The organism is Microbulbifer sp. Q7, from assembly GCF_001639145.1.
In the GTDB taxonomy this organism is placed as follows: Bacteria; Pseudomonadota; Gammaproteobacteria; order Pseudomonadales; family Cellvibrionaceae; genus Microbulbifer.
Map to the genome: position 1 here is coordinate 242813 of NZ_LROY01000002.1, position 12864 is coordinate 255676.

At 58.4% G+C, this 12864-nt stretch carries 9 protein-coding genes; 8 read left to right on the forward strand and 1 reads right to left on the reverse strand.

Annotated features, from left to right (window positions below; translation table 11 throughout):
- Positions 1–47 precede the first annotated feature (47 nt).
- Positions 48–1637 carry a glycosyl hydrolase family 18 protein gene (locus AU182_RS06740; protein ID WP_066962761.1) on the forward strand — a complete coding sequence of 530 codons (1590 nt, stop codon included), beginning with the start codon at positions 48–50 and terminating at the stop codon, positions 1635–1637.
- 89 nt (positions 1638–1726) lie between these two features.
- Here the strand turns inward: AU182_RS06740 and gltA are convergent, their stop codons facing one another.
- Positions 1727–3016, reverse strand: a complete 1290-nt coding sequence (gene gltA, locus AU182_RS06745) for a citrate synthase (protein ID WP_066962764.1) — start codon at positions 3014–3016, stop codon at positions 1727–1729.
- A gap of 657 nt (positions 3017–3673) precedes the next feature.
- Here gltA and sdhC point away from each other — a divergent pair.
- The 7 genes from sdhC to lpdA all read left to right on the forward strand — a co-directional run bounded on the left by sdhC (position 3674) and on the right by lpdA (position 12812).
- Positions 3674–4048, forward strand: a complete 375-nt coding sequence (gene sdhC / locus AU182_RS06750) for a succinate dehydrogenase, cytochrome b556 subunit (RefSeq protein WP_066962767.1) — start codon at positions 3674–3676, stop codon at positions 4046–4048.
- Positions 4042–4410: a succinate dehydrogenase, hydrophobic membrane anchor protein gene (gene sdhD, locus AU182_RS06755; RefSeq protein ID WP_066962770.1), complete on the forward strand. Its 369-nt coding sequence runs from the start codon at positions 4042–4044 to the stop codon at positions 4408–4410. The genes sdhC and sdhD overlap by 7 nt, the downstream gene beginning before the upstream one ends.
- A 3-nt stretch (positions 4411–4413) precedes the next feature.
- On the forward strand, positions 4414–6186 hold the full coding sequence (gene sdhA / locus AU182_RS06760; RefSeq protein ID WP_066962773.1) for a succinate dehydrogenase flavoprotein subunit: 1773 nt from the start codon (positions 4414–4416) through the stop codon (positions 6184–6186).
- An 18-nt stretch (positions 6187–6204) separates the two neighbouring features.
- Positions 6205–6909: a succinate dehydrogenase iron-sulfur subunit gene (locus AU182_RS06765; protein ID WP_066962776.1), complete on the forward strand. Its 705-nt coding sequence runs from the start codon at positions 6205–6207 to the stop codon at positions 6907–6909.
- A 190-nt stretch (positions 6910–7099) separates the two neighbouring features.
- A complete protein-coding gene (locus AU182_RS06770; protein WP_066962779.1) occupies positions 7100–9925 on the forward strand; it encodes a 2-oxoglutarate dehydrogenase E1 component in 2826 nt (941 codons plus the stop codon).
- A gap of 70 nt (positions 9926–9995) precedes the next feature.
- Positions 9996–11192, forward strand: a complete 1197-nt coding sequence (gene odhB / locus AU182_RS06775; protein WP_066962782.1) for a 2-oxoglutarate dehydrogenase complex dihydrolipoyllysine-residue succinyltransferase — start codon at positions 9996–9998, stop codon at positions 11190–11192.
- Between the two features lie 177 nt (positions 11193–11369).
- Positions 11370–12812, forward strand: a complete 1443-nt coding sequence (gene lpdA, locus AU182_RS06780) for a dihydrolipoyl dehydrogenase (protein WP_066967624.1) — start codon at positions 11370–11372, stop codon at positions 12810–12812.
- Positions 12813–12864 lie beyond the last annotated feature (52 nt).

The following is a 12864-nucleotide window of genomic DNA, read 5'->3' on the forward strand; positions in this document are numbered from 1 at the left end:
TTTCGATGTTCTTTCGACAGACCTTAAAAATAACCTGAGAAAACACTATGAAAAGGCAATTACTGAGCTTGCTCGTACTCGGGCTGCTCGCGTTCGAGGCGGCAGCGGTGGACTGCAGCGCACGCCCTGACTGGGAAGCGAGCGCTATCTATGTGGGCGGTAATTCGGTGCAGCACCTGGGCAACGCGTATACCGCGAATTACTGGACCCAGAACAATAATCCGGTAACCCACTCCGGCACCTGGGCACACTGGAAATACGACGGCGCCTGCGATGGCGGTTCGTCCTCGAGCTCATCTTCCAGCTCTTCCTCGAGTTCGTCTTCCAGTTCCTCCTCCAGCTCTTCCTCCAGTTCGTCGTCCAGCTCCTCAAGCTCCAGTGGTGGCTCCGGTGGCGGTTCCTGCACATCGCTGCAATACGTGGCGGGAACCAGTTATGTCGCGGGGCAACAGGTGCAAAACGTCGGGCAGGAATTTCAGTGCAATATCGCCGGCTGGTGTTCCTCCAGTGCAGCCTGGGCCTATGCGCCCGGGGAGGGCGCCCACTGGGAAGATGCCTGGAGTCAGGTCGGCGACTGTGGCAGTTCCTCTTCCAGTAGTTCTTCCGGTGGCGGTTCCAGCTCGTCCTCCAGCAGCTCCGGTTCCTCCAGCTCATCTGGTGGATCTTCCTCTGGTGGCAACAGTGGCCTGCTGCCGAAGCACGCGCTGGTGGGCTACTGGCACAACTTTGATAACGGGTCCGGCCTGTATCGGATCAGCGAAGTCTCCGATGTATGGGATGTCATCGTGGTGGCGTTTGTGGACGATGCGGGCAACGGTAGTATTGCGTTCAACCTGGACCCGGGGCTCGACAAGCAGCAGTTTATTGCCGATGTGGCCGCCAAGCGCGCGGCGGGCAAAATCGTGATTGCCTCCTACGGCGGTGAGAAGGGCACGGTAACGCTGAACACCGAGGAGAACGTCACCAACTTCGTCAACAGCACGGCAGCGATGATCGACGAGTACGGCTTTGACGGTATCGACATCGACCTGGAATCCGGCGCTGGTGTGATGCATGGTGCACCGGTGATCCAGAACATGGTCAATGCGGTCAAGCAGTTAAAGCAGCGCTACCCCGGCATGTATCTGTCCATGGCCCCAGAGCACCCCTATGTGCAGGGTGGCTATGTGTCGTATACCGGTATCTGGGGCGCGTACCTGCCGATGATCGACCAACTGCGCGATGAGCTGGACCTGTTGCATGTGCAGCTGTACAACAACGGCAGTCTCGCCACGCCTTATCGCGGGCAGGCCTACGCGGCCGGCTCGGTGGATATGATGGTGTCTTCGGCACTGATGCTGATCGAGGGCTTCCCGCTGGGCTACGGTAACGCCGGCTTCTTTGAAGGGCTGCGCCCGGAGCAGGTAGGTCTGGCGCTCCCGTCTGGCCCCAGTGCCGCAGGCAGTGGTTTTGCCACCACTGGGGATATCAACCGCGCCCTGGACTGCCTGACCCAGCAGCTGAACTGCGACACGCTGACCCCCTCCCAGGCGTACCCGACCTTCAATGGTGTGATGACCTGGTCCATCAACTGGGATATGCACGACGGGGGGATTTTCTCGGGCCCGGTGGGCAGCCATGTGCACAACCTGCCATAGCTGAAGACGTCATTGTTCCTTGCGAGGGAGATGGCGAGCACAAAAAAACCCGGCATTTGCCGGGTTTTTTTGTATCCGGGGAGATGCGCTTAGCGATCTTCCACAGAAACGTAGTCGCGCGCGGTGTAGCCGGTGTACAGCTGACGCGGACGGCCGATTTTGTACGGGTTGGAGATCATCTCGTTCCAGTGCGCAATCCAGCCAGCGGTGCGGCCGGTGGCGAAGATCACGGTGAACATGTCGGTGGGGATGCCGATCGCCTTCATGATGATGCCGGAGTAGAAGTCCACGTTCGGGTAGAGTTTCTTCTCGACGAAGTACTCGTCTTCCAGCGCAATCTTTTCCAGCTTCTTGGCGATGCGCAGCAGCGGATCGTTCTCTGCACCCATGGCACCCAGTACTTCGTCGCAGATACCCTGCATGACGCGGGAACGCGGGTCGAAGTTCTTGTACACGCGGTGACCGAAGCCCATCAGGCGGAACGGGTCGTTCTTGTCCTTGGCCTTGGCCACGTACTCGTCGATACGGCTCTCGTCGCCGATCTCCTGCAGCATGTTCAGTACCGCTTCGTTGGCGCCGCCGTGTGCCGGGCCCCACAGGGTGGCAATACCGGAGGAGATGCAGGCGAAGGGGTTGGCGCCGGAGGAGCCGGCCAGACGCACGGTAGAGGTAGAGGCGTTCTGCTCGTGGTCCGCGTGCAGCAGGAAGATCACGTCCATGGCCTTGGCCACAACCGGGTCGATCTTGCTCGGCTCACAGGGGTTGCCGAACATCATGTGCAGGAAGTTCTCGGAGTAGCTGAGGCTGTTGTCCGGGTACATGAACGGCTGGCCCTTGCTGTGCTTGTAGCACATGGCGGCCAGGGTCGGCATCTTGGCAATCAGGCGATCCGCAGAGATCTTGCGGTGTTCGGGATCGGTGATGTCGAGGGAGTCGTGGTAGAAGGAGGCGAGGGCGCCGACAACGCCGCACATCATGGCCATCGGGTGGGCATCGTAGCGGAAGCCCTTGAAGAAGTTGACCAGAGATTCATGGACCATGGTGTGGTTCATGATGCTGTTGACGTATTCCTTCTTCTGCTCAGGGCTGGGCAGTTCGCCATTCATCAGCAGGTAGCAGGTTTCCAGATAGTCAGACTTTTCCGCCAGCTGCTCGATGGGGTAGCCGCGGTGCAGCAGTACGCCCTTGGCGCCATCGATATAGGTGATCTTGGATTCACAGGAGGCTGTGGACATGAAGCCCGGGTCGTAGGTAAACAGGCCCTTGCTCGCCAGGCTGCTGACGTCAACAACGTCGGGACCGGCAGTGCCAGAGTAAACCGGCAGATCAAAGGGGGCATCAATACCGTCTACCGTGAGTTGAGCTTTCTTGTCGGACATTGTGGACTCCTAAAAACTATTCTTTTGCCAGCTTTTTTATTTCCACACAAATCACTGGATGAAATCGGTGATTCGACGGCCCGGATCGGGGCGCGCTCCGCGCTCACCTGTGATCACCTTTTATTAGGAAGGCGGTTTCAGGTGGTTTCTTTACGCATGCATCACCCGGAAAGTGCCGGATTCTGCGGGCTCGGAGGGCCTTCGTTGGCGGCATCCGGCGCGGATATGGGGCTAGCGGGCTTTTGAGCGCGGCCAAACTTAAGTGCCACGCCCCAAATTGTCAAACCAAATTGAAATGGCTGACCGGTTCTGTACCCGCAGGATCTTCGGTGCTGGGCGGTAGTGGCAGGGATTTTGCCTACCTGAAAGGTGACAGAGAGCGGAATCTGGCGTGGAAATCCGGTTCTACTCAAATGCTTGTTTCATACCATGGTCGAGTGTGTGGCACGGATTGCAACTGGTACAAAGCCGCCACAACGGGCAGGACGTTCGTTGTGTTTTGAAGTTTGAATGCCTATAATCCGCGCGGCTTGCGACGTGGTAAGACCACTTTGTACAAGACCTCTACAGGTTGTATGTATAGTAATCAGCAAGCTCGCCCGCACTCTCAAATTTTAACGGGCGCCCCGTCTTTCAGGGCAACAAGGTGTTTTTCCTGTGAACAAAAACAGACCTGTCAATTTAGACATTTCTACTATCAAGCTCCCTGCACCCGCGTTGGTTTCTATTCTGCACCGTATTTCCGGTGTGGTGCTCTTCGCCGTGGTGGCACTTCTTTTGTGCATGCTGGACTCCAGTCTGGAATCTGAGCAGGGTTTCCAAAAAGTCGCCGACTTCTTTTCCAGTGTGCCGACCAAACTGGTGTTGTGGGCCGCACTGGCTGCGCTTATTTACCATCTGATTGCGGGTGTGCGTCACCTGTTGATGGATGCAGGTGTGGGTGAGAGTCTCGAAGGTGGCCGCCGCGGCGCCGTCATCGTGCTGGTGCTTTCTGTTGTACTCATTCTCTTGGCGGGGGTTCTGGTATGGTAAAGGCGGTTACTGGTTTCGGCCGCAGCGGTCTGTATGACTGGTTTATTCAGCGTATCAGCGCCGTGGTGCTGGTGGCTTACACCCTCTTTATAGTGGGTTTCATTTTTCTCTCCAACGATTTCAGCTACGCCAGCTGGTCCGCGCTGTTCGAGCAGCGCTGGGTGCGTGTATTCAGCCTGGTGGCGCTGCTCTCCACAATTGCCCACGCCTGGATCGGCCTCTGGTCCGTGGTTACTGACTACCTCACCAACCGGATGATGGGCGGCAAAGCGACCGTTCTGCGTATTCTGGTTGAAGTGCTGCTGGGCGCGGTTGCCGTGTTCTACGCGGTGTGGGGCATTGAAATTTTGTGGGGTGTGTAAGTAATGTCGAATATGCGAACAATAACCTTTGACGGTATCGTAATTGGTGGCGGCGGCGCGGGTATGCGCGCGGCGTTGCAGATGGCCCAGTCCGGCTTCAAGACGGCGGTTATCACCAAGGTATTCCCGACTCGCTCGCACACGGTATCTGCCCAGGGCGGCATTACCTGTGCAATTGCCAGCGATGACCCCAACGACGATTGGCGCTGGCACATGTATGACACCGTCAAGGGCTCCGACTATATCGGTGACCAGGACGCTATCGAGTATATGTGCTCGGTGGGTCCGGAAGCGGTGTTTGAGCTGGAGCACATGGGCTTGCCGTTCTCCCGTACCGATGAAGGCCGTATCTACCAGCGTCCGTTCGGTGGCCAGTCCAAGGACTTCGGTCGCGGCGGTCAGGCGGCACGTACCTGTGCGGCGGCGGACCGTACCGGCCACGCGCTGCTGCACACCCTTTATCAGAACAACGTCAAGCACAACACCGTATTCCTGAACGAGTGGTTCGCGGTAGACCTGGTGAAAAACCAGGACGGTGCAGTAGTCGGCGTTATTGCCATCTGTATCGAAGATGGCGAAGTGGTCTTCATCAAATCCAAGGCCACGGTATTTGCCACCGGCGGTGCCGGCCGTATCTTCGCCTCCACCACCAACGCGCATATCAATACCGGCGACGGCGTGGGTATGGCCCTGCGCGCGGGTGTGCCGGTGCAGGATATGGAGATGTGGCAGTTCCACCCCACCGGTATCTACGGTGCCGGGACCCTGGTCACCGAAGGGTGCCGCGGTGAAGGCGGCTACCTGATCAATAAGGACGGTGAGCGCTTCATGGAGCGTTATGCACCGAATGCCAAAGACCTGGCCGGACGCGACGTGGTCGCCCGCTCCATGGTGTTGGAGATCCTCGATGGTCGCGGTGCCGGCCCCAATGGGGATCACGTATTCCTGAAGCTCGACCACCTGGGTGAGGAGCTGCTGCACAGCCGCCTGCCGGGTATCTGTGAACTGGCCAAGACCTTCGCGCACGTGGACCCGGTGCACACCCCGATCCCGGTTGTGCCGACTTGTCACTACATGATGGGTGGTATTCCGACCAACGTGCATGGCCAGGCCCTGACGCAGGATGCCTCCGGCAACGATCAGGTCATCGAAGGCTTGTACGCCTGTGGTGAGGTTGCGTGTGTTTCTGTACACGGTGCCAACCGCCTGGGCGGTAACTCACTGCTCGACCTGGTGGTATTCGGTCGCGCCTCTGGCCTGTTCATCGAGAAGGCCCTGCGCGAAGGCATCGAGAACCGCGAAGCCTCCGAGTCCGATATCGAAGCCGCCATGGCGCGTCTGAACCGCCTCGAGACCACCAATGACGGTGAGCGTGCGGCAGGGCTGCGCAGCGAGCTGCAGAATGTCATGCAGAACCATTTCGGCGTATTCCGCCGCGGCGACTACATGGCCGACGGTGTGAAGAAGCTGGAAGACCTGCGCGAGCGCATTGCCAATGTTCGCCTGGACGACAAGTCCCGTGCCTTCAATACCGCGCGTATCGAGGCGCTGGAATTGCAGAACCTGCTGGAAGTGGCCGAGGCCACCGCGATCGCTGCGGAAGTCCGCACCGAGAGCCGCGGCGCGCATGCCCGCGAAGACTTCCAGGAGCGCGACGACGAGAACTGGCTGTGCCACTCCATGTTCTTCCCGGGGGAGAAGCGGGTAGGCAAGCGTGCCGTGAACTTTGCGCCCAACACCGTAGATGCTTTCGAACCGAAAGCGCGTACCTACTAATTCGGGAGCGGAAAGAATATGTTGAAAGTAAGTATTTACCGTTACAACCCGGAATCTGATTCCGCGCCATACATGCAGGATTATGAACTGGATACCCAGGGCAAAGACCTGATGGTGCTGGACGTGCTGGAGCTGCTCAAAGCGCAGGATCCTACCCTGGCCTATCGCCGCTCCTGCCGTGAGGGCGTGTGTGGCTCTGACGGTATGAATATTTCGGGCAAGAATGGCCTGGCGTGCATCATGCCGATCTCCGAGGCGGCGCCGAAAGGCAAGCTGGTATTGCGCCCGCTGCCCGGCCTGCCGGTCATTCGCGACCTGGTGGTGGACATGGAGCAGTTCTACACCCAGTACAAGAAAATCGAACCTTACCTGCAGAACGATACCCCGGCGCCGGCGATTGAGCGTCTGCAGTCCCCGGAAGACCGCGCAAAACTGGACGGCCTGTACGAGTGTATTCTCTGTGCCTGCTGCTCCACCTCTTGCCCGTCCTTCTGGTGGAACCCCGACAAGTTCATCGGCCCGGCTGGTCTGCTGCAGGCATACCGATTCCTCGCGGATACGCGCGATGAAGCCACCGATGAGCGCCTCGGTAAACTGGATGACCCGTTCAGCGTTTTCCGCTGCCATGGTATCCAGAACTGTGTGAATGTTTGTCCCAAGGGGTTGAACCCCACCCGGGCGATCGGCCACATCCGCAATATGCTGATAACCCGCGCAGTGTAGTGGGGCTTGCCCCACACGGGAACGCGGGTTCCCATCGACAATAATCACAATTAAGTCGACACCAATGCCGGTGTCAGGCTTATACGAAAAAGGGGAGGTGTCTTTTCAGCGCCTCCCCTTTTGTGAGTGAACGACAGGAAAGAGCGGCGTGAAATTCAAGGGTGCGCGCCGTCAATTGAGGTAGGCATTAATGCACGAAAGCACAATGGAGGAGCTCTGGCGTACTTCGCATATCTCCGGTGGCAACGCCGGGTACGTGGAGGAGCTGTACGAGACCTATCTGCACGATCCCAGTGGTGTTCCGGAAGAGTGGCGCAGTTACTTTGACAGCCTGCCGCGGGTTAATGGTGGTGATGTCTCGCATGCGGCGATTCGTCAGCATTTTGAACTGCTGGCGAAGAACCGCACCCGCCCTCTCGCCGCGCCCGGCGCCGGCTCCGTCAATGTGGAGCACGAGCGCAAGCAGATTAAAGTTCTGCAACTGATCAACTCCTACCGTCACCGCGGCCACAAGAAAGCGACCCTGGATCCCCTCGGGATCATGGCCCGCGAACAAGTGCCGGATCTGCAGCTGAACTACCACGGCCTGACCGAAGGCGACTTCGATACCACCTTCCAGACCGGTGACCTGTTCTTTGCGAATGGCGAAGCCACTCTGCGGGAAATCGTGCAGGGCCTGGAAAATACCTACTGCGGCAACCTGGGTGCAGAGATCATGCACCTGTCCAACCTGGACGAGCAGCAGTGGTTCCAGCAGCGTCTGGAGCGCAGCCAGTGCAAGCCAAACTTCGGCAATGACATCCGCACCGAGATACTGCAGCGTCTGTCCGCCGCGGAAGGCCTCGAGCGTCACCTGGATTCCAAATACCCGGGCACCAAGCGTTTCGGTGTTGAGGGCGGTGAAAGCCTGATCCCGCTCATGGATGCACTGATTCGTCGCTCCGGTACCTATTCGGTCAAAGAGATTGTGATCGGCATGGCCCACCGCGGTCGTCTGAACACCTTGGTGAATATTCTCGGCAAGAACCCGGCGGATCTGTTCGAAGAATTCGAGGGCAAGAAAACCCTCGATACTTCCGGCGACGTGAAGTACCACCAGGGCTTCTCTTCCAATGTGATGACCCCCGGTGGTGAAGTGCACCTGGCACTGGCCTTTAACCCGTCGCACCTGGAAATCTGTGCGCCGGTGGTGGTGGGTTCCGTGCGTGCCCGCCAGGATCGCCGCGGCGACAGCGCCGGCGAGAAGGTGATGCCGATCAATATCCACGGCGATGCCGCGTTTGCCGGCCAGGGCGTGGTGCAGGAAACCCTGCAGATGTCCCAGACCCGCGGTTATTACACCGGCGGCAGCATTCATCTGGTGCTGAACAACCAGGTGGGCTTCACCACCAGCAAGCGTGAAGACGCCCGCTCCACCGAGTACTGTACCGATGTAGCGAAGATGATCGACGCCCCGGTGCTGCACGTGAATGGTGACGACCCGGAAGCGGTCGTTCTGGCAGGCCTGCTGGCGGTGGATTACCGCTACGAATTCAAGAAAGATATCGTCATCGATCTGGTGTGTTACCGCCGTCGCGGCCACAACGAGACTGACGATCCCTCCGGCACCCAGCCGCTGATGTATCAGACCATTCGCAAGCACAAGACCGCGCGTACCCTGTACGCGGAAAAGCTGATTGCCGAAGGGGTTCTGGACAAGGCGGCGGCCGACAAGCTTGCCAATGACTACCGCGATAAGCTGGACCGCGGTGAAGATGTGGCGACGGGCCTCGTCAAAGAGCCGGATTCCTCCATGTTTGTGGATTGGCGCCCGTATCTGAACCACGAGTGGACTGCCGAAGGCGACACCAGCTTCCCGTTGACCAAGCTGAAAGACGTTGCCACGCGCATGACCACCGTGCCCGACGGCATTGTCATGCAGCGCCAGGTCTCCAAAATTTATGACGACCGCCGCAAAATGGCGGGCGGCGCACTGCCCCTGAACTGGGGTATGGCCGAGACCCTGGCCTACGGCACCCTGCTGGAGCAGGGTTATATGGTCCGCTTCACCGGCGAAGACGTGGGACGCGGTACCTTCTCGCACCGCCACGCGGTCATTCACAGCCAGAAAGACGGCCAGAGTTACGTGCCCCTGCAGCACATGTACGAGGGTCAGCCGCGTTTCGACATTTACGACTCACTGCTGTCGGAAGAAGCGGTCCTGGCGTTTGAATACGGTTACGCCACCACCACCCCGAAATCCCTGGTGGTGTGGGAAGCGCAGTTTGGTGACTTCGCCAACGGCGCCCAGGTGGTTATTGACCAGTTCATCACCTCTGGTGAGCACAAGTGGGGCCGTATGTGCGGCCTGGTAATGCTGCTGCCGCACGGCTATGAAGGCCAGGGACCGGAGCATTCCTCCGCGCGCCTGGAGCGTTTCATGCAGCTGTGTGCCGAGCACAACATCCAGGTGTGTAACGCCACCACGCCGGCTCAGATTTTCCACCTGTTGCGTCGTCAGGCGATCCGCCCGATGCGCCGCCCGCTGGTGATCATGAGCCCGAAATGGATCCTGCGTCACAAGCTGGCTACCTCCAGCCTGGACGAACTGGCCAGTGGCCAGTTCCACAATGTGATCCAGGACGATGGTGTTGATCCCGCCAAGGTGAAGCGCCTGATCATCTGCTCCGGCAAGGTTTACTACCATCTGCTGGAAGCGCGTATGGAGCGTGAACAGGAAGATGTTGCGCTGGTACGACTGGAACAGCTGTATCCCTTCCCGGACGACGAATTCCTGTCTGCGGTCTCCGCATTCAAGAATGTTGAGAGTGTGGCCTGGTGTCAGGAAGAGCCCATGAACCAGGGCGCTTGGTACTCCAGTCAGCACCATCTACGTCGTCTGTTGAAAGAGGCACATCCCAAGTTGGAGCTGGAATATGTCGGCCGCGCAGCGTCTGCTGCACCGGCAGCGGGCTATATGTCTACCCACTTGGAAGAACAGAATACGTTCATCAATGAGGCGCTGACTGTCGAATAAGGCAGCAGTACAACGAAGAGCAAGGCGCCGGTAAATCTGGTGCCCAAGACAATCTCAGGAAACAGGAAAAATGACCATCGAGATTAAAGCGCCAACTTTCCCGGAATCTGTTCAGGACGGCACCGTTGCCACCTGGCACAAACAACCGGGTGAAGCCGTGTCCCGCGATGAACTGATCGTGGATATTGAAACCGACAAAGTGGTGCTGGAAGTTGTTGCACCCGCAGACGGCGCCATCAGCGAAATTATCAAGGGCGAGGGCGACACCGTCCTGTCCAACGAAGTGATCGCCAAGTTTGAAGAAGGCGCGGGTGCGAGTGCCGGTGCTTCTTCCGAGGCCCCGGCTGCGGAGCCCGCCGCCGAAGCCCCGGCTGCTGGCGGCGAAAAAATTGCCATGCCTTCCGCCAAGAAAATGGCAGCGGAAAAAGGCGTAGACCTGGCCGGTGTTGAAGGCACCGGCAAAGGTGGTCGCGTGCTGAAAGAAGACGTGATGAAAGCGGGCACTGCAGCGGCCGCGGCCGCTGCACCGGCTGCTGCCGCTCAGGTTGACGTGGCTCCGGGCGAGCGTGTTGAGAAGCGCGTTCCTATGACTCGTATGCGCAAGCGCATCGCCGAGCGCCTGCTGGATGCCTCCCAGTCTACCGCCATGCTCACCACGTTCAACGAAGTGAACATGAAGCCGGTCATGGACCTGCGCAAGAACTACAAAGACCTGTTCGAGAAGACCCACAACGGCACCCGCCTGGGCTTCATGGGCTTCTTTGTGAAAGCCGCGGTTGAAGCGCTCAAGCGTTACTCTGCAGTGAATGCGTCCATCGATGGTAACGATATTGTTTACCACGGTTATCAGGACATCGGTGTTGCGGTTTCCTCTCCGAAAGGCCTGGTGGTTCCGATTCTGCGTAACGCGGAAAACATGGGCCTGGCCGACATGGAGAACAATATCCGTGATCTGGGCCTGCGCGCTCGTGACGGCAAGCTGTCCATCGAGGAAATGACCGGCGGTACCTTCACCATCACCAACGGTGGTGTGTTTGGCTCCCTGCTGTCGACGCCGATCCTGAATCCACCGCAAACCGCGATTCTCGGTATGCACAAGATCCAGGAGCGCCCGATGGCGGTCAACGGCAAGGTAGAGATTCTGCCGATGATGTATCTGGCGCTGTCTTACGACCACCGCCTGATCGATGGCAAGGAAGCGGTGGGCTTCCTCGTAGCGATCAAGGAAATGATCGAAGATCCGGCACGTATTCTGCTCGAAGTTTAAGTTCAAGTTTTGGAGAAAGGGCGGTTTACCGGGGTAATCGGTAGCCGCCCGACGCATATGAGCCTGTGAATCGCGTCAGGCATCAGCGGCAGCAAGACCGCCTCAGGAGAGCCGGGCAGACTCCCGGCCATGCGGAAACACCGCATTCGTTGAATCCTTTCAAATTTGGAACAGACCATGTCAGAAAAATTTGACGTAATAGTAATTGGCTCCGGCCCCGGTGGTTACGTCGCTGCAATCCGTGCGGCACAGCTGGGCCTGAAAACTGCCTGTGTTGAAAAGTGGACCAACAAGCAAGGCAAGGTCGTGAATGGCGGCACCTGCCTGAACGTGGGCTGCATCCCTTCCAAGGCGCTGCTGGACAGCTCCTGGAAATACCACGAAGCCAAAGACGATTTTGAAGTACACGGTATTGATGCCGGCAAGGTCAAAATTGACGTTAAGAAAATGATCAGCCGTAAGGACGATATCGTCAAAAAGCTGACCGGTGGCGTCGCTGGCCTGTTTATGGCCAACAAGGTGACCTCGATCGAAGGTACCGGCAAGCTGGTTTCCGGTAAGAAAGTTGAAGTCACCGATCACGACGGCAAGACCACCACTTACGAAGCCGAGAATGTCATTCTCGCTTCCGGTTCCGTACCGGTGAACATCCCGCCGGCGCCGGTTGACGACAAAATCATTGTCGACTCTACCGGTGCACTGGAATTCACCGAAGTACCCAAGCGCCTGGGCGTGATCGGTGCTGGTGTTATCGGCCTGGAACTTGGCTCCGTGTGGAACCGCCTCGGTTCCGATGTTGTGGTCCTGGAAGCGCTGGATAACTTCCTCGCCATCATGGATCAGCAGATCGCCAAAGAATCCCAGAAGATCTTCAAGAAGCAGGGCCTGGATATTCGCCTGTCCTGCCGTGTTACCGGTACCGAGGTAAAAGGCAAGGAAGTTGTCGTTACCTACCAGGACAAAGAAGGTAAAGAGCACCAGGAAACCTTCGACAAGCTGATCGTGTGCGTGGGCCGTCGCCCGTACACCGAAGGTCTGCTGTCGGAAGACGCCGGCGTGAAACTGGACGAGCGCGGTTTCATCTACGTCAACGATCTGTGCATGACTTCTGCACCGGGCGTGTGGGCGGTTGGTGATGTGGTGCGCGGCCCGATGCTGGCACACAAGGCCTCGGAAGAAGGTGTCGTGGTTGCCGAGCGCATTGCCGGCCAGAAGCCGATGATGAACTACGACGTGATTCCGAACGTGATCTACACCCACCCGGAGATTGCTGCGGTTGGCCGCACGGAAGAACAGGTCAAGGCCGATGGCGAACCCTACAATGTAGGCGTTTTCCCGTTTGCCGCCTCTGGCCGCGCCATGGCAGCCAACGATACCCACGGCATGGTGAAGATCATTGCCCATGCAGAAACCGACCGCGTACTCGGCGCCCACATTGTTGGCCCGTCTGCCGCGGATCTGGTTCAGCAGGTAGCTATCGCCATGGAATTCGGTTCCAGCGCGGAAGACATCGGCATGACCGTATTCGGCCATCCGACCCTGTCTGAGGCGGTGAAAGAAGCCGCGCTGGCAGTGAACGGTCACGCGATCCACATCGCGAACCGCAAGAAGCGTAAGTAAGGCGGAGGCGCAAGTCTCCGTTAGTGGCGGGTCATCAGGCCCGCCGATTCGT